At 58.2% G+C, this 23,307-nt stretch carries 21 protein-coding genes; 5 read left to right on the top strand and 16 right to left on the bottom strand.

The features are described from left to right. Positions 1-45 precede the first annotated feature (45 nt). The gene (locus ACIQYF_RS03955) at positions 46-372 is read left to right on the top strand and encodes a YqjD family protein (RefSeq protein WP_402857062.1); all 327 of its coding nucleotides are present in this window, start codon (positions 46-48) and stop codon (positions 370-372) included. On the opposite strand, the gene ACIQYF_RS03950 is transcribed toward ACIQYF_RS03955, so the two are convergent. Then, a complete protein-coding gene (locus tag ACIQYF_RS03950) occupies positions 369-1,265 on the bottom strand; it encodes a LysR family transcriptional regulator (RefSeq protein WP_402857060.1) in 897 nt (298 codons plus the stop codon). The two genes, ACIQYF_RS03955 and ACIQYF_RS03950, sit on opposite strands and share 4 nt — an antisense overlap. A gap of 113 nt (positions 1,266-1,378) precedes the next feature. Between ACIQYF_RS03950 and trpB the strand changes: the two genes are divergently transcribed. Both trpB and trpA read left to right on the top strand, forming a co-directional pair. Then, the gene (gene trpB / locus ACIQYF_RS03945) at positions 1,379-2,599 is read left to right on the top strand and encodes a tryptophan synthase subunit beta (protein ID WP_402857058.1); all 1,221 of its coding nucleotides are present in this window, start codon (positions 1,379-1,381) and stop codon (positions 2,597-2,599) included. Then, positions 2,599-3,405 carry a tryptophan synthase subunit alpha gene (trpA, locus tag ACIQYF_RS03940; RefSeq protein WP_402857056.1) on the top strand — a complete coding sequence of 269 codons (807 nt, stop codon included), beginning with the start codon at positions 2,599-2,601 and terminating at the stop codon, positions 3,403-3,405. The genes trpB and trpA overlap by 1 nt, the downstream gene beginning before the upstream one ends. Before the next feature lie 73 nt (positions 3,406-3,478). Here the strand turns inward: trpA and epsC are convergent, their stop codons facing one another. From epsC to phoB, 7 genes are all read right to left on the bottom strand, one after another. Next, positions 3,479-4,405 carry a serine O-acetyltransferase EpsC gene (gene epsC, locus ACIQYF_RS03935; RefSeq protein ID WP_402857054.1) on the bottom strand — a complete coding sequence of 309 codons (927 nt, stop codon included), beginning with the start codon at positions 4,403-4,405 and terminating at the stop codon, positions 3,479-3,481. 94 nt (positions 4,406-4,499) lie between these two features. After that, the gene (locus ACIQYF_RS03930) at positions 4,500-5,876 is read right to left on the bottom strand and encodes a M16 family metallopeptidase (protein WP_402857052.1); all 1,377 of its coding nucleotides are present in this window, start codon (positions 5,874-5,876) and stop codon (positions 4,500-4,502) included. An 87-nt stretch (positions 5,877-5,963) separates the two neighbouring features. Further along, positions 5,964-7,622, bottom strand: a complete 1,659-nt coding sequence (locus ACIQYF_RS03925; protein WP_402857050.1) for a Na/Pi cotransporter family protein — start codon at positions 7,620-7,622, stop codon at positions 5,964-5,966. Positions 7,623-7,855: 233 nt separating this feature from the next. Continuing rightward, positions 7,856-9,163, bottom strand: coding sequence for a CitMHS family transporter (locus tag ACIQYF_RS03920; RefSeq protein ID WP_402857184.1), 1,308 nt, complete (start codon positions 9,161-9,163; stop codon positions 7,856-7,858). Between the two features lie 233 nt (positions 9,164-9,396). Continuing rightward, complete coding sequence (locus ACIQYF_RS03915; protein ID WP_402857049.1) at positions 9,397-10,737, bottom strand: hemolysin family protein; 1,341 nt, start codon at positions 10,735-10,737, stop codon at positions 9,397-9,399. Positions 10,738-10,861: 124 nt separating this feature from the next. Next, entirely contained in the window at positions 10,862-12,184 is a 1,323-nt protein-coding gene (gene phoR, locus ACIQYF_RS03910) for a phosphate regulon sensor histidine kinase PhoR (RefSeq protein WP_402857047.1), read from the bottom strand. 105 nt (positions 12,185-12,289) lie between these two features. After that, entirely contained in the window at positions 12,290-12,982 is a 693-nt protein-coding gene (gene phoB, locus ACIQYF_RS03905) for a phosphate regulon transcriptional regulator PhoB (RefSeq protein ID WP_019409226.1), read from the bottom strand. Between the two features lie 151 nt (positions 12,983-13,133). Here phoB and ACIQYF_RS03900 point away from each other — a divergent pair, with 151 nt between their 5' ends. Next, positions 13,134-13,514 (top strand): hypothetical protein, encoded by a 381-nt coding sequence (locus ACIQYF_RS03900; RefSeq protein ID WP_402857044.1) that lies wholly within the window; start codon positions 13,134-13,136, stop codon positions 13,512-13,514. 148 nt (positions 13,515-13,662) lie between these two features. On the opposite strand, the gene ACIQYF_RS03895 is transcribed toward ACIQYF_RS03900, so the two are convergent. The 8 genes from ACIQYF_RS03895 to ACIQYF_RS03860 all read right to left on the bottom strand — a co-directional run bounded on the left by ACIQYF_RS03895 (position 13,663) and on the right by ACIQYF_RS03860 (position 22,928). Continuing rightward, positions 13,663-14,553, bottom strand: coding sequence for an ABC transporter permease subunit (locus ACIQYF_RS03895; protein WP_402857042.1), 891 nt, complete (start codon positions 14,551-14,553; stop codon positions 13,663-13,665). Further along, on the bottom strand, positions 14,550-15,470 hold the full coding sequence (locus ACIQYF_RS03890) for an ABC transporter permease subunit (protein WP_402857040.1): 921 nt from the start codon (positions 15,468-15,470) through the stop codon (positions 14,550-14,552). Before ACIQYF_RS03890 ends, ACIQYF_RS03895 begins: the two co-directional genes overlap by 4 nt. Then, positions 15,467-16,609: an ABC transporter ATP-binding protein gene (locus tag ACIQYF_RS03885; protein WP_402857038.1), complete on the bottom strand. Its 1,143-nt coding sequence runs from the start codon at positions 16,607-16,609 to the stop codon at positions 15,467-15,469. Before ACIQYF_RS03885 ends, ACIQYF_RS03890 begins: the two co-directional genes overlap by 4 nt. A 69-nt stretch (positions 16,610-16,678) precedes the next feature. Continuing rightward, positions 16,679-17,773 carry a polyamine ABC transporter substrate-binding protein gene (locus ACIQYF_RS03880; protein ID WP_402857036.1) on the bottom strand — a complete coding sequence of 365 codons (1,095 nt, stop codon included), beginning with the start codon at positions 17,771-17,773 and terminating at the stop codon, positions 16,679-16,681. A gap of 262 nt (positions 17,774-18,035) precedes the next feature. Further along, positions 18,036-19,148 (bottom strand): polyamine ABC transporter substrate-binding protein, encoded by a 1,113-nt coding sequence (locus tag ACIQYF_RS03875; protein WP_402857034.1) that lies wholly within the window; start codon positions 19,146-19,148, stop codon positions 18,036-18,038. A gap of 184 nt (positions 19,149-19,332) precedes the next feature. Then, the gene (locus ACIQYF_RS03870; RefSeq protein WP_402857032.1) at positions 19,333-20,697 is read right to left on the bottom strand and encodes an aspartate aminotransferase family protein; all 1,365 of its coding nucleotides are present in this window, start codon (positions 20,695-20,697) and stop codon (positions 19,333-19,335) included. Between the two features lie 59 nt (positions 20,698-20,756). Beyond that, on the bottom strand, positions 20,757-22,115 hold the full coding sequence (locus ACIQYF_RS03865) for a glutamine synthetase family protein (RefSeq protein WP_402857030.1): 1,359 nt from the start codon (positions 22,113-22,115) through the stop codon (positions 20,757-20,759). A 36-nt stretch (positions 22,116-22,151) separates the two neighbouring features. Next, entirely contained in the window at positions 22,152-22,928 is a 777-nt protein-coding gene (locus ACIQYF_RS03860) for a gamma-glutamyl-gamma-aminobutyrate hydrolase family protein (RefSeq protein ID WP_402857028.1), read from the bottom strand. A 278-nt stretch (positions 22,929-23,206) separates the two neighbouring features. Here ACIQYF_RS03860 and ACIQYF_RS03855 point away from each other — a divergent pair. Then, positions 23,207-23,307: hypothetical protein (locus ACIQYF_RS03855; RefSeq protein ID WP_331149834.1), on the top strand; the 101-nt coding region annotated here is incomplete at its 3' end.

The raw sequence follows: 23,307 nt of genomic DNA, 5'->3' as shown, positions 1-23,307 counted from the left end.
CGGACTTAACACGCACCCTCACTCATCAATGCAGGAGAGCCCTAAATGGCTAGCAATTCCCTACGTAAAGCCTCATTGCAAAGCATGGAAGCAGAGATCGAGAGCCTGCTCAAGTCTCTGGAAAGCCTTAAGCACGACGCTTCAGACGAGTCCAAGAAAACCCTTGGTGCCCTCAAAAATAACGCTGAGAACGCACTGAAGCACTCGCGTCACCTGCTCAGTGACGCGTACGAAGAGGTGAAAGACAAAACTCGCGAAACCGCGATTGCAACCCGTGATTATGCTCAAGAGCATCCGTATGCCACGGCAGGTGTTGCGATTGGCGCGCTGGGTCTGTTGGCAGCCTTTTTACTGTGCAAACGCGGCCATTAAACCGCGCCACGCGCAAGCTCAGCCTTGAGCCATTGCGCCAGTTGCCGAGCGCGCCCGTCTGCGGCGCGCTTGGGCAGCCATAACGCCAGCTGTGCCGGGGTTTCCTTGAAGCCCCACGGCGCAGCCAGGCGTCCGGCCCGCAGGTCTTCAGCCACCAACGGCTCGGGGGCAATCGCCACACCCAATCCCGCCACCGCCGCTTCGAGCAAGTAATACAAATGCTCAAAGCCCTGCCCATATTTCAAATCCCTGGCATCGATAGCGTTTTGCTGTGCCCAGCTCGGCCACGCCTGTGGGCGCGAGGTGGTGTGCAGTAAAGGCTCCTCCAGCAGGGCGCTGACGGGCGCCTGACTCAAGCGTGGGTAATGCTCGTAACGCGGGCTTAGCACCGGCCCGATGCGCTCGCTGGCTAATTCGTATACGTGCATGTCGGCTGGCCATGGCGGCTCGGCAAATACCAGCAGGGCGTCTAACCCTGGGCGGCGCGGGTCCAGGTCACCTTCACCGGCCGACAGGTGCAGGCGCAGGTCTGGCAAGTCGGCATTTAAACGGCCCAGACGCGGAATAAACCAGCGCGCCAGCAAACTGCCCGAACAGCCGAGCACAAAGGGCGCGTCGATATGGCTTTGCGTGAGTTCAGTGCACACGTTGCGCAAGCGGTCGAAGGCTTCACCGCTGGCATCGCGCAGGCGAATACCGGCCTCTGTAAGCTTCAGGCCGCGACCTTCCTTGACGAAGAGACTCACGCCCAAATGTTCCTCCAGCACTTTTAGTTGCCGACTAACGGCGCCGTGGGTGACGTTAAGCTGCTCAGCCGCCTGGCTGACGCTGTTCAGGCGGGCGGTGGCTTCGAACGCGCGCAGGGCGTTCAGAGGGGGGAGGTCGCGGCTCATGGTATCTGTGAGTTTTCCTGACAGGTTGCGGCGATCTTATCGGTTTTAATCCTGCGCTGTCACGCGTAGAGTCAGGCCCATCGACCTTCGCACCTCTTTATCTGGAGCGTCACATGACTCAATCCACATTGCGTAACGGCCCTGACGACAGCGGCCTGTTCGGCTCATTTGGCGGCCGCTACGTCGCTGAAACCCTGATGCCACTGATCCTGGAACTGGACCGTGAGTACGAACTGGCCAAGACCGATCCTGAGTTCATCAAAGAACTGGCTTACTTCCAGCGCGACTACGTGGGTCGTCCAAGCCCGCTGTACTTCGCTGAACGCCTGACCGAGTTCTGTGGCGGCGCCAAGATCTACCTCAAGCGCGAAGAGCTGAACCACACCGGCGCGCACAAGATCAACAACTGCATCGGCCAGATCCTGCTGGCGCGGCGCATGGGCAAAAAACGCATCATCGCCGAGACCGGCGCGGGCATGCACGGCGTGGCCACTGCCACCGTGGCGGCGCGTTTTGGCCTGCAATGCGTGATCTACATGGGCACCACCGACATCGAGCGCCAACAGGCCAACGTGTTCCGCATGAAACTGCTGGGCGCCGAAGTGATCCCGGTCGTGTCCGGCACGGGCACCCTCAAGGACGCGATGAACGAAGCGTTGCGCGACTGGGTGACCAATGTCGACAGCACTTTCTACCTGATCGGCACCGTGGCCGGGCCACACCCTTACCCAGCGATGGTGCGCGATTTCCAGGCCGTGATCGGCAAGGAAACCCGTGATCAGATGCTCGCCCAGGAAGGCCGCCTGCCGGACAGCCTGGTAGCGTGCATCGGCGGTGGTTCCAACGCGATGGGCCTGTTCCACCCGTTTCTGGATGACACCCGCGTTCAAATCATCGGCGTTGAAGCGGCTGGTTACGGCATTGAAACCGGCAAACACGCGGCCAGCCTCAACGGCGGCGTGCCGGGTGTGTTGCACGGCAACCGCACTTTCCTGCTGCAAGACAACGATGGCCAGATCATCGACGCCCACTCCATCTCGGCGGGCCTGGACTACCCCGGTATTGGTCCGGAACACGCGTGGTTGCACGACATTGGTCGGGTTGAGTACACCTCGGTGACTGACGAAGAAGCCCTCATTGCGTTCCACAAATGCTGCCGCCTAGAAGGCATCATCCCGGCCCTTGAAACCGCCCACGCGCTGGCCGAGGTTTTCAAACGTGCACCCACCCTGCCAGCCGATCACCTGATGGTGGTCAACCTGTCTGGCCGAGGCGACAAAGACATGCAAACTGTGATGCATCACCTCGAACAGTCCCAGCAGGAGAAACACTGATGAGCCGCCTGCAAACACGTTTTACCGAACTCAAAGAACAGAACCGCGCAGCGCTGGTCACGTTCGTCACCGCCGGTGATCCGGACTACGCCACCTCGCTGGCGATCCTCAAGGGCCTGCCTGCCGCTGGCGCTGACGTGATTGAGTTGGGCATGCCTTTCACCGACCCGATGGCGGATGGTCCGGCGATTCAGTTGGCCAACATTCGTGCGCTGGCTGGCAAGCAGGATCTGGCGAAAACCCTGCAAATGGTCCGCGAGTTCCGTGAAGGCAACAACGACACGCCGCTGGTGCTCATGGGCTACTTCAACCCGATCCACCGTTACGGTGTGCCGGCCTTCATCGTTGAAGCCAAGGCAGCGGGCGTGGACGGCTTGATCGTGGTCGACATGCCACCTGAGCACAACTCAGAACTGTGCGACCCGGCGCAGGCGGCGGGCCTGGACTTTATCCGCCTGACCACCCCGACCACCGACGACGTGCGCCTGCCCAAAGTGCTCAATGGCAGCTCGGGCTTCGTGTACTACGTATCGGTGGCTGGCGTGACCGGTGCCGGTTCTGCGACCACCGAACAAGTGAGCGAAGCGATTGCGCGCCTGCGCCGTCACACCGACTTGCCGATCAGCGTCGGCTTCGGAATTCGTACCCCTGAGCAAGCCGCGGCCATTGCCCGTTTGGCGGATGGCGTGGTGGTGGGGTCGGCGTTGATCGACAAGATTGAAAATGCGGCCACGCCTGAGCAGGCAGTGGATGGCGTGCTGAGCTTGTGCGCGGCACTGGCAGAAGGCGTGCGCAAGGCCCGCTGAAAATCAAAAGCCCCTCACCCTGGCCCTCTCTCTGCGGGAGGGTTTGGGGAGAGGGCCAGCGTTTCACGCGGTCTTACTTCTGCGCTCCGTCATCGTGTTGCAGGTTGGCCTGGGTCAGGTTGCAACCCGCTGGCACGCTGCGTGTCAGCCAGACATTCCCGCCGATGGTCGAACCCTTGCCGATGGTGATGCGCCCCAGAATGGTCGCCCCGGCATAGATCACCACGTCGTCTTCAACAATCGGATGGCGCGGGTGGCCTTTTTGCAGTTGGCCTGATTCGTCTGCCGGGAAGCGTTTGGCTCCCAAGGTCACTGCCTGGTAGATACGCACACGTTCGCCGATGATCGCGGTTTCACCAATTACGACACCGGTTCCATGGTCGATGAAGAAGCTGCGGCCAATCTGCGCGCCGGGGTGGATGTCGATACCCGTGGATGAGTGCGCGATTTCAGCGCTGATGCGCGCCAGCAATGGCAATCCGGCACGGTACATGTGATGCGCCAGTCGGTGATGGATCACCGCCAGAATGCCCGGGTAGCACAGCAAGACTTCATCAACACTGCGCGCCGCCGGGTCGCCGTGGTAAGCGGCCAGTACGTCGGTGTCGAGGATGCTACGCAGGCGTGGCAACGCCAGAGCAAAGTCCTGGATCAGGATGGTTGCCGTGGCATCGACGCCGTCATCCGGCAGGCCCGCCTGGCGCGCGGCATAGCGCAGCTCCAGCCGTGCCTGAGCCAGCAGCGCGTTAAGTGCAACGTCCAACGTGTGGCCGACATAGAAGTCTTCGCTCTCTTCGCGAAGGTCGACCGGGCCCAGACGCATCGGAAACAAGGCGCCGCACAGGGCTTCAAGAATCTCGGCCATCGCGGCACGTGACGGCAGCTCACGGCCTCCCAACTCACCGCTGACACGCCCGTTTTGCGCACGCCATTGATTACGGGCGGTGCGCAACTGGCTGACGATGGTCTGCAATTGCCAAGGATTGGAACGATCACTCACGATGAATTCTCCGCACGCTGGCGGCTGATCGATCAGCCGCGAATTGGCAATGATTTTACGGTATCAAACAGTTTCAGACTCGGCCAATTAAAGCTTAACGCCGACGCCAGACTCGCCAGCCCAGTGCAATCAGTAATATGACGCCCAGCGCGACGCCAATCGCTACGCTCAGGGTGTTGTAGCTGAACAAGGGCTTTTCGATGCGCATGTAGCCCGGCTCGGCGAACAATTGGCGCAGTGCGGCATTGGCTTGCTTAAGCGTCACGGCTTGTAAGCGCCTGGACGGGTCGGCGAAGCGGCCTTTGTCGTAGTCGCCCAAGGCGCTCCAGTAGTAGTCGGCTAACGCACTGTTGCCCTGGACGGCCCAGGCCTGGCGCACCACGGCCGCATTTTTGAGGCGCACAAAGACTTCTGGGTCGAGGCCATTCTTGACTAATTGCGCCTTGAGTTGTGCCATGACCTGCCGGGCCTTGGACACATCATCGCGGGCGAGGTCGGCATTCAGGCTTAAAAAGCCGACACCGCCAAACACTTCGCGCTCGGCCCACGGCCCGTACGACACACCGTGCTTGAGCCGCAGTTCGCTGTACAACGACCATTCCAGGTAATCACGCAGCAGGTCCCAGGTTTCATCGCTCTGGTCGTCGATCACCGGTTCCGGCAACAGCCAGTGCAGTTTGGCGGTGTCGCCGACCACACCACGCACCAGGGTGCGTTCGGTATCCGCTTTGGCTTCGATGTCCGGCAACGGGATGTGCTCGCTGGGCTCAACCGGCTCGAGTGCGCCATAAGTTCGCTCCAGATAAGCGGGCAGCAAACGGTCAAGGTCGCCGACCACAATCAGGGTCATGTTGTTGGGGGCGTACCAGGTGCTGCGCACGGCTTCGAGTTGTTGGCGGGTGAGCGCATGCACCTCGGCACGTTCAGCGCATTTAAGGCCCAATTCAACGGCCAATTGGTTGCTGGCGCTGTGGCCCAGATCCTGACGGTCGAGCCAGCGTTGCAAGTGCGAGTAATGGCCGCCGTCTTCGCGCTCAACCACTTGCTTGGCTTCACTGATGCGCTGTTCGGTCAGTTGCGTGCGGGTCAGCAGGCTCAGCAGCAGGTCGAGGATTTTGCGCTGGTTCTTCGCCGGTGCTTCGATCACAAACGTGGTGTCGGCGTTGCTGGTGTAGGCGTTCCACTCGCCACCCAAGGCCTGCATGCGCGCCTCCAGGCCGCCTTCGCCGGTGTCGTCAATGCCGCTGAACAACAGGTGTTCCAGCAGATGTGGCAGTTGTTGGTCGGCACAGCTGAAGTCATCCAGGCCCACGCCGACCACTAAGCGAATGGACACATGGCCGTGTTCATAGCCGGGCTTGAGGATCAGTTGCAGGCCATTTGGCAGTTGGTACCCCTCAACGCTGTAGCGGTCGAGGGCAAAGCTCTGAGCTGCACCAAGCAGCCAGCAGATGAACAGCAGGCAACGCATAAAAAGTCCCTTAATCCCCGAATCCCTGATCCAGCCTGTGCAGGTTAGACGCTGTTTACAGACTGACACCAGCCCAGCGTGCAACGTTCAAGGCGAATGCACAGTGTCGATGCTTTCATCGGGTTCCAGAGCGCCGGTGTCGGTGTTTTCCAGCACCACGTAGGCGCTGCCGCAAAACAGTGAGTTCAGGCGCTGCATGTCGGCAATCAGCTCAAGGTGCATGGAGCTGGTTTCGATACTTTGGGTGATTTTGAGTTGCAGGCGTTTCACGTGGTTGTGGGCCAGCCGCCTTTCCTGAGCACGAAAGCGGCGTTTCTCACGAAGCAATTGGCGTGCGCTTTCCGGGTCAGCGTTTAAGAAGACTGTCAGACCCAAGCGCAAGTTCTCGATCAGCTGAGTTTGCAGGCCTACCAGTTCTTCCAGCCCGGTCTCTGAAAACGAACGGCGCTGTGAGGTTTTTTGCTGCTGGACTTTGCGCAGCATGCGTTCGATCAGGTCGCTGGCGAGTTTGAGGTTGATCGCCAGCTCAATGATTTCTGCCCAGCGCCGACTGTCGTGCTCGCCCAGGTCTTCGCGAGGCATTTGCGCCAGGTACAGTTTGACCGCGCTGTACAGCACTTCGACGTCATCGCTGAGGGTGCGCATTTGCTGGGTCATGGACGTTTGTTTGCCGCGCAACACGTCGAGCATGTTGACCAGCATGGTGTCGATGAGGTCGCCAATGCGCAGGGTTTCACGCACGGCATTGGTCAGTGCCAGGCTGGGTGTGTCCAGTGCTGCCGGGTCGAGGTGGCGAGGTTTTACGCTGGCGTTGGCGAGTTCGCGCTCGGGCAGCAGCCAGGCGCACAGCCGGGCCATAGGGCCAACAGTGGGTAACAGCAAAAAGCAGCGGGCGGTGTTGTAGAGCAAGTGGAAGCCGATCACCAGTTCTTGGGGGCTGTAGCTGAGGTTGTCCATCCAGTGCACCAGCGGCGTGAGCACGGGCATGATCAACACCAGACCAATCAGTTTGTACAGCAGGCTACCCAATGCCACTTGGCGGCCGGCGGCGTTCTGCATGCTGGTACTGAGAAACGCCAGCACGCCGCTGCCGATGTTGGCGCCGATCACCAGGCCAATCGCTACCGGCAAGCTGATCACTCCGGCGCCGGCCAGAGTCGCGGTCAACAGTACGGCGGCCAGGCTTGAGTACGAGACCATCGCAAAGAGTGCGCCGACCAAGGCATCGAGCAGCAGGTCGCCGGTCAGCGAGGCAAAAATCACTTTCACGCCTTGGGCATGGGTGATGGGCGCGGCGGCTTCGACGATCAGTTGCAGCGCCAGAATAATCAGCCCCAGGCCAATCCCGACCCGGCCCAGTTGCCCCGCACGGGTTTGTTTGCGCGACAGAAAGAAGATCACACCGAGAAAAATCAGCAGCGGTGACAGCCACGATAAATCGAAGGTCAGAACGCGGGCCATCAGTGCGGTGCCGACGTCGGCCCCCAGCATGGTCGCCAACGCAGGCGTGAGCGCCATCAATCCCTGGCCAACAAAAGAGGTGACGAGCATGGCGGTGGCGTTGCTGCTCTGCACCATGGCCGTGACCACAATACCGGCGACAAAGGCCAGCATGCGTTTGGACACGTTCTGCCCGATGACATGACGCAGGTGGGTGCCGTAGACCCGCAAGATGCCGGTTCGTACGATGTGCGTGCCCCAAATAAGCAAGGTCACGGCGGAAAGCAGATTGAGCAGGGTCAGCATGCTGGCTCCCTGTATTGGAAATTCCGAAGGATCAAATAGCTGCAGGTCGTTCTTACAGATGTTTCTTAATCTGTAGACGGAAATTGAGCAGAGCGCCAGCATCGCATAGCTCGTGCAGCGTTGAAACACTTGATCCGAACACGGCCTCGTGGGAGCTGGCCGCAGGCTGCGATTTTTAGACGTTGACGTTCAAAAGATCGCAGCCTGCGGCACCTCCCACGAGCAAGGGTGTTTTATACGGTGCTGTACAGCGGGAAGGTGCCCAGCACCAGCGCCGCGACCAGGATGCACAGGCACACCAGAATCGCCCATTTGAGGGTGAAGCGCTGGTGTTCGCCAAACTCGATTCCGGCCAAAGCCACCAGCAAGTAGGTCGATGGCACCAGCGGGCTGAGCAAGTGGACCGGCTGACCAACAATCGAGGCGCGGGCCATTTCAACGGCTGTAATGCCGTAGTGGCTGGCCGCTTCGGCCAGTACCGGCAATACGCCGTAGTAGAACGCGTCGTTAGACATGAAGAAAGTGAACGGCATGCTCACCAGCGCTGTAATCCCTGCCAGATAAGGGCCCAGGGCAGGCGGGATTACGCCCAGCAAGCTTTTCGACATGGCATCGACCATGCCCGTGCCGGACAGAATGCCGGTGAAAATACCCGCTGCGAAGATCAACCCGACCACTGCCAACACGCTGCCCGCATGGGCTGCAATGCGGTCTTTTTGCTGCTGCAGGCACGGGTAGTTGACGATCATGGCGATGCTGAACGCGACCATGAACAGCACCGGCAATGGCAGCAGGCCGGCGATCAGGGCGATCATCAGCAGTAAGGTCAGCGCCCCGTTGAACCAGATCAGTTTAGGACGGCGGGCGTCCGGGAACTGCGACACGCTGATCTCGCTGTGGTCGATTTCGTCGCCTTGCAGGTGCAGCTCACCCAGACGGGCACGCTCACGTTTGCCGTAAAACCAGGCAATCGCCAGAATCGCCAGCACTCCGGCCAGCATGGCCGGGATCATCGGCACAAAGATGTCGGAAGGGTCGACATGCAGCGCACTGGCAGCGCGTGCCGTCGGACCGCCCCACGGGGTCATGTTCATCACGCCGCCAGCCAGAATGATCAAGCCAGCCATGATCCGCGGGCTCATGCCGATGCGGCTGTAGAGCGGCAGCATGGCCGCCACGCAAATCATGTAGGTGGTTGCGCCGTCGCCGTCCAGAGACACCACCAGCGCCAGTACGGCGGTACCGACCGACACTTTTAGCGGGTCGCCTTTGACCAGCTTGAGGATCTTGCGCACGGCGGGGTCAAACAGCCCGGAGTCGATCATCAGGGCGAAGTAGAGGATGGCGAACATCAGCATCACGCCTGTGGGGGCGAGTTTGGTGATGCCGGCGAGCATCATCGGGCCGATTTCTGTGGCAAAGCCACCGAAAATTGCAAACAGGATAGGGACAAGAATCAGCGCGATCAGGGCAGACAAGCGCTTGGTCATGATCAAGTACATGAACGTAATGACCATGGCAAAGCCAAGGAAGGTCAGCATCATAACAATCACCATTTTTATTGTTGTGCACAAGGCACTGGCCGCGTATGGCGGTCATGCCAGCCGGTCTAATGCCGGGGGTGACGGGATGCTAGAGGGGAATGCTTTCAGCCAGCTTTCGCCGGGGGAAAATCTGAGGGGGCAGGGTTGAAAATAGCGTGGGAGCTGGCGAAGGCTGCGCGCTTTTGACCTTGAAAATCAAAAGATCGCAGCCTGCGGCAGCTCCCACAGCATTAATCGAGCTTAAGCACTTTGGCCAAGACGATTTTCGGGCCTTTCATCTTTTTGATGTTGATGCGCAGGCCTTCGACTTCCAGTTGCTCTTCTTCTTCGGGCACGCGCTTGAGGGTGTCGTAGATCAGGCCCGCAATGGTTTCAGCTTCGACGTGGTCCAGGTCGACGCCCAGCAGGCGTTCGATCTTGAACAGCGGCGTGTCGCCACGCACCAGCAGTTTGCCGGGCTGGTACGAGAGGATGCCGCGCTCAGCCTTGCGGTGTTCGTCCTGAATATCGCCCACCAGTACTTCGAGCACGTCTTCCATGGTCAGGTAGCCGACCACTTTGCCGTCGGCTTCTTCGACCAGCGCAAAGTGCGCGCCGCCTTTACGGAACTGCTCCAGCAACTGCGACAGCGGCATGTGGCGCGATACACGCTCCAGCGGACGGGTCAGTTCTTCAAGGTTGAAGGTTTCTGGCAAGTGTTCGAGATCCGCCAGCTCAAGCAGCAAGTCCTTGATGTGCAACAGCCCCAGGAAGGTGTTGGTCTCGGCGTCGTAGACCGGGTAGCGGCTGAACTTGTGACGACGGAACAGCGCCAGGATTTCCTTGAGCGGGGCCTTGGAGTCCAGGGTCACTAGGTCTTCGCGCGAGTTCGCCCAGTCGACCACTTCCAACTCGCCCATTTCGACGGCCGAGGCCAGTACGCGCATGCCTTGGTCACTCGGGTCCTGACCACGGCTGGAGTGCAGGATCAGCTTGAGTTCTTCGCGGCTGTAGGCGTGATCGTGATGAGCGCCGGGCTCGCCTTGGCCAGCAATACGCAAGATGGTGTTGGCGCTGGCATTGAGCAGGTAAATCGCCGGGTACATGGCCCAGTAGAACAGGTACAGCGGCACGGCAGTCCACAGGGACAGCGTCTCGGGTTTGCGGATGGCCCACGATTTCGGGGCCAGTTCGCCCACCACGATGTGCAGGTAGGAAATGATGAAGAAGGCGGTAAAGAACGACACGCCTTTGATCACTTCAGGCGACTGAACGCCCAGGGCACCGAGCAGCGGCTCCAGCACGTGCGCGAACGCCGGCTCGCCGACCCAGCCCAGGCCCAGAGAGGCCAGCGTAATACCCAGCTGGCAGGCGGACAGGTAAGCGTCGAGTTGGCTGTGCACGGTGCGCAGGATCTGACCGCGCCAACCGTTCACGTCTGCGATGGCCTCAACGCGGGTCGAGCGCAGTTTGACCATGGCAAATTCAGCCGCAACGAAAAAACCGTTGAGCAACACCAGGATCAGAGCAAAAAGAATCATGCCGAAGTCGGCAAAGAGTGTTGCGAGGGTCAAGCCAGGGGAAGGGTCCATGATGGAGTTTTACGGGTTCCGTTATTTCAAATAGTGGAGGGTTTCGAGGCCTGTAAAAACAGGCCCCGGCCGAGCAATGTAGCGGCTGACGCGGCACTTGCCTAGTGGGCTGTTGCCGCATGTGTCAGCTGATCGACGCCCGGGTGTTGGCTTTTATGACCTGGACCGGGGCGAACTGGCAGGTAAAGGTGCTGCCATGTCCCAGTACGCTGCTGATCTCCAGATGCCCCCGGTGCCGAAGCAGCACGTGTTTGACAATGGCCAGCCCCAGCCCGGTGCCGCCGGTGTTGGCGTTGCGGCTGGAGTCGACGCGATAGAAGCGCTCGGTCAGGCGCGGCAGGTGTTTGTTGTCAATGCCGACGCCGGAATCCTGCACGCTCAGGTGCGCACCCAAGTGGTCTGCCCACCAGCGAATACGAATAGAGCCACCGTCAGGGGTGTATTTAACGGCGTTGAACACCAGATTGGAAAACGCACTGCGCAACTCGGCTTCACTGCCCTTGAGCGCGACATCAGTTTCAAGGTCGAGGGTGATGGTCTGGTTACGCTGTCCGGACAACGCCAGTGCGTCGCTCTTGATCGAGCGTAGCAAGACGTCAATGGCCACCGGCTGGTTGTCTGAGGGGTAGTCGGTGGCTTCGAGCTTGGCCAGTAGCAGCAGGTCGTTGAGCAGCGTCTGCATGCGTTCGCCCTGTTGCTGCATTTGCGACAGCGGGCGTTTCCAGCGCGGGTTCACCTCTTCGACGTTATCGAGCAGGGTCTCCAGATAGCCGCAGATCACGGTCAATGGCGTGCGCAGCTCGTGGGATACGTTGGCGATGAAGTCTTTGCGCATTTGTTCCAGTTGGTGGAGGCGCGTGACGTCGCGCACCAGCATCAGGTGCTCGTTATTGCCATAGCGGGTGATGTAGAGCTGGATGCGCAGGTGATCGTTGACCGGCGAAGGAATGTCCAGCGGCTCGTTGTAGTTGTTGTTTTCGAAGTATTCCTTGAAGCGTGGATGGCGCACCAGGTTGGTGACCGGCTGGCCACTGTCTTGTGGCGTCTTGAGCCCCAACAAGGTCTCTGCGGCGCGGTTCCACCATTCGAGGTTGCCATCGCTGTCGAGCATGACCACAGCGTCCTTGAGCGCGGCCGTCGACTCTTGCACCCGATCAATCACCGCTTGCAGGCGCCCGCGTACCCGCAGGTCGCGGCGTTGCAGGTTATAGATGCTGTCGAACACCTCGCCCCACAATCCATAACCATCCGGTGGCGCTTCATCGGGTTTGTGATGGCGCAGCCAATCGTGCAGACGCAGCAATTGTTTGAGGGTCCAGCCCAGATAGAGGCCAAGGCCAGCGGCCAGACTCCAGCCGTAGTCACCACTGATCAGCCCGACTAACAGACAGCCGGTAATCAACAGCAACAAATGACGAATCAGAGTGCCATGCCAGTTTTGATTCAAAGTCACACGTCCTGTTGTGAGCGGCAAGTTGCAAGCTTCAAGCGCCAAGTTAAAGGCCGAGTGGTTTCAAACTCGCGGCCTGAAGCGGGTAGCTTGCAGCTGCTCTTATGCTTTTGTGGAAAACCGGTAGCCGGTGCCGCGCACGGTTTGTACCAGATTTTCGTAAGCCTCGCCGAGTGCTTTGCGCAGGCGGCGGATGTGCACGTCCACGGTACGTTCTTCGACGTACACGTTGCCGCCCCATACCTGATCCAGCAGTTGGCCGCGGGTATACGCGCGTTCTTGGTGGGTCATGAAGAATTGCAGCAGGCGATATTCGGTCGGACCCATTTCAGCCGGGGTGCCGTCGATGGTCACGCGGTGGCTGATCGGGTCGAGCAGCAAGCCGCCGATTTCAATTGGTGATTCGTTATCGGCCGGGCCTGCGCGGCGCAAGACGGCCTTGAGGCGGGCCACCAGTTCACGCGGCGAAAAAGGCTTGGTGATGTAATCATCGGCACCCACTTCCAGACCCTGGATCTTATTGTCCTCTTCGCCTTTGGCGGTGAGCATGATGATCGGAATATCGTTGGTCAGCTCTTCGCGTTTGAGGCGCCGGGCCAATTCGATACCCGACGTGCCGCCGGGCAGCATCCAGTCGAGCAGAATCAGGTCAGGTTTACGGTCCACGATAATGGCATGGGCGTCCTGGGCATTATCGGCTTCAAGGCAGTCATAACCAGCCATCTCCAAGGCCACGGCGATCATCTCGCGGATCGGGGCCTCGTCATCAACGATCAAAATGCTCCTGCCAACCATGCCGTAACCCTCGTGTCATTTAACTGTCTTGTGGCGCATTAGATAACGGAATTATTGCAGTCGTGTGACAGCTTTGAGGGGGAATACGCTTGGCAGCATAGTGAACTACGCTTTGAGTTCAAATCGTACAACCACAAAAAGGACGATTCCCATGACTCACAGTAGTTTTTCCCTCAAAGCATTGCTGGTCGCTGCCGCACTGGCTCTGCCGGGGCTGGCATTTGCGGCTGATCCAGCGATGACCAAGGACGGGATGCTCGTTGACCACAACGGTATGACGCTCTACACCTTTGCCAAGGATGCGGGCGGCAAATCGATGTGTAATGACAAGTGCGCCACGAACTGGCCGCCGTTGATGGTGCAAGGTGACCATAAAGATATGGGCAAGTGGAGCATCGTGACACGCGACGATGGTTCCAAACAGTGGGCACATGACGGTAAGCCGCTGTACACCTTTGTCATGGACAAGAAAGCGGGCGACATGACCGGCGAAGGCAAAATGGATGGCGCGTGGAAAGTGGCCAAACCCTAGCCAACTAAGCCCTCTCTGCGCTTGCACAGGCTGTGACTTGAAGGCCCTGCGCCCTTATCGCAGCCCTCGGCAGCAGCGACAAGGTTTCTAACGACGAAAAAAAACCTCACCCCCTGTCACAGGAGGCGAGGTTTTTTTTCGCGCTGTCTTAAACCGCGTTAGGCGACTTTGGACGGCCTAAATCAGGTTGCTTCCAAGACTCGGCCGCCGATTCTTCGATGGCTTGCTGGATGGCCTTTTTGCGGTGTTCTTCGGCACGGCGGCTGAAGAACCAGACCAGGAAGGTCACCAACGACACCGCCAGCAGGATCAGGCTGGCCACGGCGTTGATCTCGGGTTTAACCCCCAGACGTACCGCCGAGAACACTTCCATCGGCAAGGTGGTGGATCCCGGGCCGGACACGAAGCTGGCCAGTACCAGATCGTCCAGCGACAGGGCAAAGGACATCATGGCGCCTGCCGCCAGCGATGGGGCAATCATCGGGATGGTGATCAGAAAGAACACTTTCCAGGGTTTGGCGCCCAGGTCCATGGCCGCTTCTTCAATCGACAGATCCAGCTCACGCAGACGTGCCGAGACTACGACTGCTACGTAGGCCGCACAGAACGTGGTGTGGGCGATCCAGATGGTGACGATGCCGCGTTCTTGCGGCCAGCCAATCATCTGCGCCATGGCCACGAACAGCAGCAACAGCGAAAGACCGGTGATCACCTCAGGCATAACCAGCGGCGCGGTCACGAGGCCGCCGAACAGCGTACGGCCCTTGAAGTGGCTGATGCGCGTCAGCACGAACGCCGCCAAGGTGCCCAGTGCGACCGCTGCAATCGCCGTGTAGCAGGCAATTTCCAGCGAGCGCATGACCGAGCCCATCAGTTGGGTGTTGTCGAGCAAGCCGGTGTACCACTTCAGCGACCAGCCGCCCCATACCGTCACCAGTTTGGAGGCGTTGAAAGAGTAGATCACCAGGATCAGCATCGGCAGGTAGATGAACAACAACCCCGCCACCAACATAAAGCTAGAGAAACGGATGCGGTTCATATCTTGCCCTCCAGCTCTTTAGCCTGGCTGCGGTTGAACAGAATGATGGGCACGATCAGGATTGCCAGCATGACCACGGCAAGCGCCGAGGCTACCGGCCAGTCACGGTTGTTGAAGAACTCTTGCCACAACACTTTACCGATCATCAGGGTTTCCGGGCCGCCCAGCAGTTCCGGGATCACAAACTCACCGACCACCGGGATAAACACCAGCATGCAGCCGGCGATGATGCCGTTTTTGGACAGCGGAACGGTGATTTTCCAGAAGCTGTTGAAGGTGCTCGAACCCAGGTCAGACGCGGCTTCCAGCAAACTGTGGTCGTGTTTTACCAGGTTGGCGTACAGCGGCAGGATCATAAACGGCAGGTACGAATACACGACGCCGATGTACACCGCGATGTTGGTATTGAGGATCTGCAAGGGTTGGTCGATCCACCCCATCGACATCAAGAAACCATTGAGCAAGCCGTTGTTGCTGAGGATGCCCATCCACGCGTAAACGCGGATCAGGATCGCGGTCCAGGTCGGCATCATGATCAGCAGCACCAGGACGGTCTGCATCTCTTTGCGCGCATTGGCGATGGCGTAGGCCATCGGATAACCGATCAGTAGGCACAACAGCGTGCTGAAGAAGGCCATTTTCAGCGAGCCCAGGTAAGCGGCGATGTACAACTCATCGTCGCCCAGCATGGCGTAGTTGCCCAGGTTCAGCAGCAGCTGAATTTTCTGGTCAACGTAGCTATAGATCTCGGTGTAAGGCGGAATCGCGACGTCTGCCTCAGCAAAGCTGATCTTCAGAACGATGAAGAACGGCAGCATGAAAAACAGAAACAGCCACAGGAATGGAATCCCGATGACCATATGGCGACCACCGGGGGTTATTCGTTGCAGTCGGCGTTTAAGTTTTCGCATGTTCATGAGCGCAGTACCACGCCGCTGTCGTCTTCCCACCACACGTAGACTTCATCGTCCCAGGTCGGACGTGCGCCCCGGCGTTCGGCGTTGGCCACGAACGACTGCACCAACTTGCCGCCAGGCAATTCAACGTAGAACACCGAGTGCCCGCCCAGGTAGGCGATGTCGTGCACCTTGCCGCGCGACCAGTTGTATTCGTAGGTCGGCTTTTCGGTGGTGACCAGCATTTTTTCCGGCCGAATCGCGTAGGTGGTGTGCTTGTCTTCCACCGAGGTGGTCACGCCGTGACCGACGTAAATGTCGTTCTCCAGCTCCGGGCATTTGATGCGCGCGTAACCTTCGGCGTCGTCGACCACTTCACCTTCGAACAGGTTGACGTTGCCGATGAACTCACACACCAGTCGGCTGACCGGGGTTTCGTAGATGTCGATCGGGCTGCCGATCTGGGCGATCCAGCCCAGGTGCATGATTGCGATGCGTTGGGCCATGGTCATGGCCTCTTCCTGATCGTGGGTCACCATGACGCAGGTCACGCCAACGCGCTCGATGATTTCCACCAGTTCGAGTTGCATCTGCGAGCGCAGTTTTTTGTCCAGTGCTCCCATCGGCTCGTCGAGCAGCAGCAATTTAGGGCGTTTGGCCAGCGAACGGGCCAAGGCCACACGCTGGCGCTGACCGCCAGACAATTGATGCGGCTTACGCTTGGCGTACTGGGTCATGTGCACCAGCTTGAGCATTTCGCCCACGCGGGCATCGATCTCGGCGTTGGACATTTTGTCCTGCTTGAGGCCGAAAGCGATGTTTTGAGCCACGGTCATGTGCGGGAACAAGGCGTAGGACTGAAACATCATGTTGATCGGCCGCTCGTAGGGCGGCAGGTCTGTGATGTCTACGCCATCCAGGAAAATACGACCTTCTGTTGGGCGCTCGAAACCGGCGAGCATGCGCAGCAAGGTGGATTTGCCCGATCCCGATCCGCCGAGCAAGGCGAAGATTTCGCCTTTGTTGATTTCCAGGGACACATCGTCCACGGCAATCGTCTCGTCGAATTTTTTCGTGACCCGGTCGATTTTGACCAGCACCTGTTTAGGTGTCTGGTCGCCCTCGAGGGCTTTCTTATAGGCGCCGGAGGCAACAGCCATTTACGAAACTCCCAACAAATTTAGCAGCCTGAACAAGATGCTCAGGCCTTGGATAGGTGGTCTTGCGAGCTATTTACCCGTCTTGACCTTGGTCCACGAACGCGTCATCAGACGCTGGATGTTCGGGGGTAGTTCGGTCGAAACGTAAGTCTTGTCCAGCACCGCCTGGGTTGGGTAAACCGATTCGTCGTTACGAATGGACTCTTCCATCACCTTGTCGGACGCAGGATTGGGGTTGGCATAGCCAACATAATCACTGACCTGAGCGATCACTTCAGGCTGGAGCAGGTAGTTGATGAAGGCGTGGGCTTGCTTGACGTTGCTGGAGTCTTTTGGAATCGCCAGCATGTCAAACCAGAGGGCGCCGCCTTCCTTGGGAACGGTGTAGGCGATGTTGACGCCCTTTTTAGCGTCGGCGGCACGTGCCTTGGCCTGGAACACATCACCCGAGAAACCGATCGCTACGCAGATGTTGCCGTTGGCGAGGTCGGAGATGTATTTGGAAGAGTGGAAGTAGGTGACGTAAGGACGCACCGACAACAGGGTTTCTTCAGCTTTTTTGTAGTCTTTCGGGTTGGTGCTGTTGGCATTCAGGCCCAGATAATTGAGCACGGTCGGCATCATTTCATCGGCCGAATCCAGGAAGGCCACACCACATTGGGTCAGCTTTTTCATGTTCTCGGGTTTGAAAACCACGTCCCAAGAATCGATTTTGTCGACGCCAAGGACTTCCTTGACCTTGTCGACGTTGTAACCGATGCCATTGGTGCCCCACAGGTACGGCACGGCATACAGGTTGCCCGGATCGTTTTGCTCAAGGCGCTTGAGCAAGGCAGGGTCCAGGTTGGAATAGTTGGGCAGCTGCGACTTGTCGAGCTTTTGAAACGCGCCCGCTTTGATCTGTTTGCCCAGGAAGTGGTTAGACGGAACGACCACGTCATAACCGGTACGGCCAGCCAGCAGCTTGCCTTCCAGAGTCTCGTTGGAGTCGAACACGTCATACACCGGTTTGATCCCGGTGGCCTTTTCAAAGTCCGTCAGGGTGTTCGGTGCGATGTAGTCCGACCAATTGTAAATGTGTACGGTAGGTGCCGCTTGTACGCTGACGGCAAGCGTCAAACCCGCTCCGACCATCAAGGTCTTGCGAAACAAAGATATAGACACGTGGTGGTCCTCTAAATAGTTGGGCCTCAGTGGCCCGCGTCACACGGCAGTTGAGCCGCCAAAGACAAAACCGGCGCGCAACTTACCCTCGATGAACCTGCACAGCAAAGTTTTCTGCGATTTATTGCCTTAAAACCCGGATTTTTATCGGTCTAGCCCCAATTGTGTAGTCGCTGGCGCAGGCTGCGATGAGGTCCGTGGGGACTTCAAGAAGCGGATTACTGCGCAACCCTTCGCAGCCTTCGGCAGCGACTACAGCCCGTTACTTACCGGACTTGATTTTGGTCCAGCTGCGGGTCAACAAGCGCAAAGTGGCTGGCGGCAGGTCACTGATCGCGTACAAGTGCTCTTTGACGTCATCTGGTGGATAAATGCTCGGATCGCCCGAGATGTCTTTATTCACCAGTGGTGTTGCAGCCTTGTTACCGTTCGGGAAACGCACGCTGTTAGTGATTTCAGCCATCACCTCTGGTTCCATCAGGTAGTTCATCCAGGCGTAAGCCGCCTCGACGTTTTCGGCATCTTTAGGGATGGCGACCATGTCGTAGAAGCTACCCGCACCTTCTTTAGGGATGGTGTACTTGAGTTTGACCTTGTCACCGGCTTCTTTAGCGCGGGTGATGGATTGCTCCAGGTCGCCCGAGTAACCCACAGCGACGCAGATGTTGCCGTTGGCCAGGTCAGAGATGTATTTGGAGGAGTGGAAGTAGGCAATCGAAGGGCGAACTTTAAGGAACAGCGCTTCGGCTTCAGCCAGTTGTTTTTTGTCTTGCGAATTGGTCGGGTAACCCAGGTAATGCAGCGCTACAGGCAGCATTTCGGTCGGCGAGTCGAGAACACTGATGCCACAGCTTTTCAGCTTCTCAGCGTTTTCTGGCTTGAACAGCACGTCCCAGGAATCGATTTTGTCGACACCCAGAGCGGCTTTGACCTTTTCAGGGTTGTAGCCGATGCCAATGGTGCCCCACATGTACGGGAACGCATATTTGTTGCCTGGGTCACTGGCATCGCCAACGGCTTTGAGCAACGCAGGATCGAGGTTTTTCCAGTTAGGCAGCTTGGACTTGTCCAGCTCCTGGTAAACCCCGGCCTTGATCTGCTTGGCCAGGAAGTTGTTGGACGGCACGACGATGTCGTAGCCGGACTTGCCCGCGAGCAATTTGGCCTCAAGGGTCTCGTTGCTGTCGAACACGTCGTAAACCACTTTGATACCTGTCTTGTCTTCAAACTTTTTGACGGTATCGGGTGCGATGTAATCGGACCAGTTGTAAATGTGCAGCACTTTATCGGCTGCCTGTGCTGCCCCGGCCATCACACCCATCAAGGACAGGGCGAGAAGGGTCATGCCCGCTTTTTTAAAACCTGATGCCTTCATCTGTAATGCTCCAATTGTTCTTTTAAACCACCGATTCAGTGACCTGTTGTCAGGGTAACCAAAGCCGGCGGCTAGTCTGGCAAGATCCGGGGCAGGCTTTCAAGGGAAGAGCCTTGATTCCTAAGGCTCCAAGCACTATTGCCTACATTAAAATTGCAGTTGTCTTGCGCTCAGAGCCTAGCAGTCAACTTTGCAGTGCTTCCAAAGTCAGATCCAGGCACTTGCGAGCCTTGGTCACCAGCTCATCGATCTCGTCTTTGCTGATCACCAGCGGTGGCGCGATGATCATGGTGTCGCCGACGGCGCGCATGATCAGGCCGTTATCAAAGCAGAACTGGCGGCAGATCATGCCGACACCACGGCCTTCATAACGTTTGCGAGTGGCTTTGTCCTGCACCAGTTCAATGGCACCCAACAGACCCACACCGCGTACTTCGCCCACCAACGGGTGATCGTTCAGTTCGCGTAAACGCTTTTGCAAATACGGTGCCGTTTCGTTGTGCGCGTTCTCGATAATTTTTTCTTCGCGCAGAATGCGGATGTTTTCCAGCGCTACGGCGGCCGCTACCGGGTGACCGGAATAGGTGAAGCCGTGGTTGAAATCACCGCCTTCATTGAGCACTGCCACGACTTCGTCGCGCACGATCAGGCCACCCATGGGGATGTAACCCGAGGTCAGGCCCTTGGCGATGGTCATCATGTCTGGCTTGAGGTCGTAGAAATCGCTGCCGAACCACTGCCCGGTGCGACCAAAACCACAGATCACTTCATCGGCCACGAACAAAATGTCGTACTTGGCCAGGATCTCTTTGATACGCGGCCAGTAGGTGTCGGGCGGAATAATGACGCCACCGGCGCCTTGAATCGGCTCGGCAATGAAGGCACCCACATTGTCGACGCCGATTTCCAGAATGCGTTCTTCCAGCTGATTGGCCGCGAAGATGCCGAACTCTTCCGGCGTCATATCGCCGCCTTCAGCAAACCAGTACGGCTGCGCGATGTGCGTGATGCCTGGAATCGGCAAGTCGCCCTGTTCGTGCATATAGGTCATGCCGCCCAGGCTGGCGCCGGCCACGGTCGAACCGTGGTAACCGTTTTTGCGGCTGATGATGACTTTCTTGTTCGGCTGGCCTTTGATCGCCCAATAGTGGCGAACCATGCGCAGCATCGTGTCGTTGCCTTCAGAGCCGGAGCCGGTGAAGAACACGTGGTTCATGCCCTCTGGCGCGATCTCGGCGATGACTTTGGACAGCTCAAGAACCGGCGGGTGGGCGGTCATGAAAAACAGGTTGTAGTACGGCAGTTCGCGCATTTGCTTGCTGGCGGCGTCGGCCAGCTCGTCACGTCCATAACCAATGGCCACACACCACAGGCCAGCCATACCATCGAGAATCTTGTGTCCTTCGCTGTCCCACAGGTACACGCCTTTGGCGTGAGTGATGATGCGTGGGCCGACTTCTTTCAATTGTTTGAAGTCGCTGAACGGTGCCAGGTGATGGTCGTTGCTCAGTTGTTGCCATTCGAGGGTTTGCGGGGTTTTGCTAGTCATACAGCTCTCCTTTATTCAGTTGGGGTGTCGCCGCTCCCGGTGCAGCGACACCCGACGTGTCAGACGGCGAATAGCAGGAATTCCCGCTCCCACGAACTGATGACGCGCTTGAAGTTTTCATGTTCGGCACGTTTTACAGCCACGTAGCCGGTGATGAACTTGGTACCGAGGTATTTCTCGACGGTCTTGCTGTTTTCCATCCGCTCCAGCGCGTCTTCAATGGTCAGCGGCAGGCGCAGGTTGCGGCGCTCATATCCGCGGCCCACTACCGGCGCGCTTGGGTTGATGCCTTCGACCATGCCGATGTAGCCACACAGCAGGCTGGCAGCAATGGCCAGGTACGGGTTGGCGTCGGCGCCCGGCAAGCGGTTCTCGACTCGGCGGTTTTGCGGGCCAGCATCGGGCACACGCAAGCCCACGGTGCGGTTCTCTTCGCCCCATTCCACGTTTACCGGCGCTGAGGTGTCGGGCAGGAAGCGGCGGAAAGAGTTCACGTTCGGTGCAAACAGAGGCAGCAGTTCGGGAATGAACTTCTGCAGGCCGCCGATGTGATTAAGGAACAGCTGGCTCATGGTGCCGTCTTCATTCGAGAAGACGTTTTTGCCGGTTTCGATGTCGATGATGCTCTGGTGCAAATGCATCGCACTGCCTGGCTCGCCGGTCATGGGTTTAGCCATGAACGTTGCGGCGACGTCATGCTTGAGCGCGGCTTCACGCATGGTGCGTTTGAACACCAGAATCTGGTCAGCCAGCGACAGGGCGTCGCCGTGACGGAAGTTGATTTCCATCTGCGCCGTGCCGTCTTCATGGATAAGGGTGTCCAGATCCAGTTCTTGCAGCTCGCACCAGTCGTAAACGTCTTCAAACAGCGGATCGAATTCGTTGGCGGCTTCAATAGAGAACGACTGGCGGCCAGTTTCCGGGCGGCCGGAGCGGCCCACCGGCGGCTGCAGCGGGTAATCCGGGTCGTCGCTGCGCTTGGTCAGGTAAAACTCCATTTCTGGTGCCACGATCGGCTGCCAGCCGTGGTCGGCATAGAGTTTGAGGACCTTTTTAAGCACGTTGCGCGGCGACAACTCAATCGGGTTGCCCTGCTTGTCGTAGGTGTCGTGAATCACCTGAGCGGTTGGCTCGATGGCCCACGGCACGAGAAATACTGCGTTCTGGTCGGGACGGCAGACCATGTCGATGTCTGCCGGATCGAGGAGTTCGTAATAGATGTCGTCTTCGACGTAGTCGCCCGTAACGGTCTGCAGCAATACGCTCTCGGGCAGGCGCATGCCTTTTTCGGCAATGAACTTGTTGGTCGGCGAAATCTTCCCGCGTGTAATCCCGGTAAGATCGGCGATCATGCATTCGACTTCTGTGATCTTGTGGTCTTTCAACCAATCGGTGAGCTGGTCGAGGTTGTTACTCATAAATGCCTCTGGGCTGAGTTTCCTGACTTGAATAAGTCAGGCGTTTTCTGACGCATCGGCGTCGCGTTGTGTTGCGCGCCGTCTGCAGGCATCTCCAAATGCCTGGAAGATGGCGAGGTAATTCGGGTTAGAGCTTACCTGCCATTCAGGGTGCCATTGAACAGCTAAAGCAAAAGCCTTGCCGCCTTGCACCGAAACCGCCTCGACCAAGCCGTCCGGCGCAAGCGCTTCAACCCGCAGCCCCGGGGCCAATTGATCAACGCCCTGGGTGTGAATCGAGTTGACCTCGAACGCCTTCGGCAAGCCCAAGGCTGCCAACACACCGCCCGGCTGAACGTGCACGGTGTGGCTTGGGCCATACTGCACTTGGACGGGGGCGCTGGGGTCTTCGCGGTGCTCGATAAAGCCTTCGACTTCGTGCAGTTTCTGGTGAAGTGAGCCACCCAGGGCTACATTTAATTCTTGAAAGCCCCGGCAAATGCCCAGCACCGGAACGCCCGCCGCCAGTGCGGCTCGAATCAGGGGGAGGGTGGTGCGATCACGGTCAGGGTCATGCAGGGTGCCAGGCGCGCTGGCGGGGCCGTGATACAAATGAGGTTCGATATTGGAGGGTGACCCGGTAAAAAGCAGGCCGTCCAGACTGTCCAGAATATCGGTCGGATCAATCAGTTCCGCCAGTGACGCAAGGATCAGAGGCAAGCCTTTGGCGGCCACCGCGACTGCTCGCACGTACTTATCGCCAGTGATGTGATAAGGATGCAAACCGATCTGCTTGGTGCAGGCGGTGACGCCGATTAACGGCAGGCGTGACATGTAACACCCCGGTATTATTGCTGTTATGGGTTTGAATCGAGCTTAGCCTCGTTCATTTTTTTACACAACACCCCCGTAAAAAATACAACACGCCCCGCTCAAGCCTGCGGGTGCTACAACGTTCTAAGGGCGAAATTCGCCCTAAAATGCGTCAAAAATGCCCTTTCAGCGCTTTTTTAGGGCAAAAAAGAGGCTGCTTGACTTCGGAATGCCGTTCGGGTTGACTGAAACCCGTAGCGCTCAATGATTGATATTTTTAACAACAAAGGTGTTGCATCATGTCGGTACCCCCGCGTGCCGTTCAGCTGAATGAAGCGAACGCGTTCCTTAAGGAACATCCTGAGGTTCTGTACGTTGACCTTCTAATTGCGGATATGAA

The organism is Pseudomonas sp. NPDC096917 (genome assembly GCF_044762555.1).
Taxonomy (GTDB): domain Bacteria; phylum Pseudomonadota; class Gammaproteobacteria; order Pseudomonadales; family Pseudomonadaceae; genus Aquipseudomonas.
This window is presented reverse-complemented; position numbering and strand designations above follow the sequence as displayed.

Excerpts from the sequence above, each read along its gene's own strand:
- ACIQYF_RS03930 (WP_402857052.1), bottom strand. The coding sequence starts at position 5,876 with ATGCGTTGCCTGCTGTTCATCTGCTGGCTGCTTGGTGCAGCTCAGAGC.
- ACIQYF_RS03915 (WP_402857049.1), bottom strand. The coding sequence starts at position 10,737 with ATGGACCCTTCCCCTGGCTTGACCCTCGCAACACTCTTTGCCGACTTC.
- phoB (WP_019409226.1), bottom strand. The coding sequence starts at position 12,982 with ATGGTTGGCAGGAGCATTTTGATCGTTGATGACGAGGCCCCGATCCGC.
- ACIQYF_RS03870 (WP_402857032.1), bottom strand. The coding sequence starts at position 20,697 with ATGACTAGCAAAACCCCGCAAACCCTCGAATGGCAACAACTGAGCAAC.
- ACIQYF_RS03895 (WP_402857042.1), bottom strand. The coding sequence starts at position 14,553 with ATGAACCGCATCCGTTTCTCTAGCTTTATGTTGGTGGCGGGGTTGTTG.
- ACIQYF_RS03920 (WP_402857184.1), bottom strand. The coding sequence starts at position 9,163 with ATGCTGACCTTCCTTGGCTTTGCCATGGTCATTACGTTCATGTACTTG.
- ACIQYF_RS03900 (WP_402857044.1), top strand. The coding sequence starts at position 13,134 with ATGACTCACAGTAGTTTTTCCCTCAAAGCATTGCTGGTCGCTGCCGCA.
- ACIQYF_RS03875 (WP_402857034.1), bottom strand. The coding sequence starts at position 19,148 with ATGAAGGCATCAGGTTTTAAAAAAGCGGGCATGACCCTTCTCGCCCTG.
- ACIQYF_RS03890 (WP_402857040.1), bottom strand. The coding sequence starts at position 15,470 with ATGAACATGCGAAAACTTAAACGCCGACTGCAACGAATAACCCCCGGT.
- ACIQYF_RS03885 (WP_402857038.1), bottom strand. The coding sequence starts at position 16,609 with ATGGCTGTTGCCTCCGGCGCCTATAAGAAAGCCCTCGAGGGCGACCAG.
- ACIQYF_RS03955 (WP_402857062.1), top strand. The coding sequence starts at position 46 with ATGGCTAGCAATTCCCTACGTAAAGCCTCATTGCAAAGCATGGAAGCA.
- ACIQYF_RS03860 (WP_402857028.1), bottom strand. The coding sequence starts at position 22,928 with ATGTCACGCCTGCCGTTAATCGGCGTCACCGCCTGCACCAAGCAGATC.
- trpA (WP_402857056.1), top strand. The coding sequence starts at position 2,599 with ATGAGCCGCCTGCAAACACGTTTTACCGAACTCAAAGAACAGAACCGC.
- ACIQYF_RS03925 (WP_402857050.1), bottom strand. The coding sequence starts at position 7,622 with ATGCTGACCCTGCTCAATCTGCTTTCCGCCGTGACCTTGCTTATTTGG.
- ACIQYF_RS03950 (WP_402857060.1), bottom strand. The coding sequence starts at position 1,265 with ATGAGCCGCGACCTCCCCCCTCTGAACGCCCTGCGCGCGTTCGAAGCC.
- ACIQYF_RS03865 (WP_402857030.1), bottom strand. The coding sequence starts at position 22,115 with ATGAGTAACAACCTCGACCAGCTCACCGATTGGTTGAAAGACCACAAG.
- trpB (WP_402857058.1), top strand. The coding sequence starts at position 1,379 with ATGACTCAATCCACATTGCGTAACGGCCCTGACGACAGCGGCCTGTTC.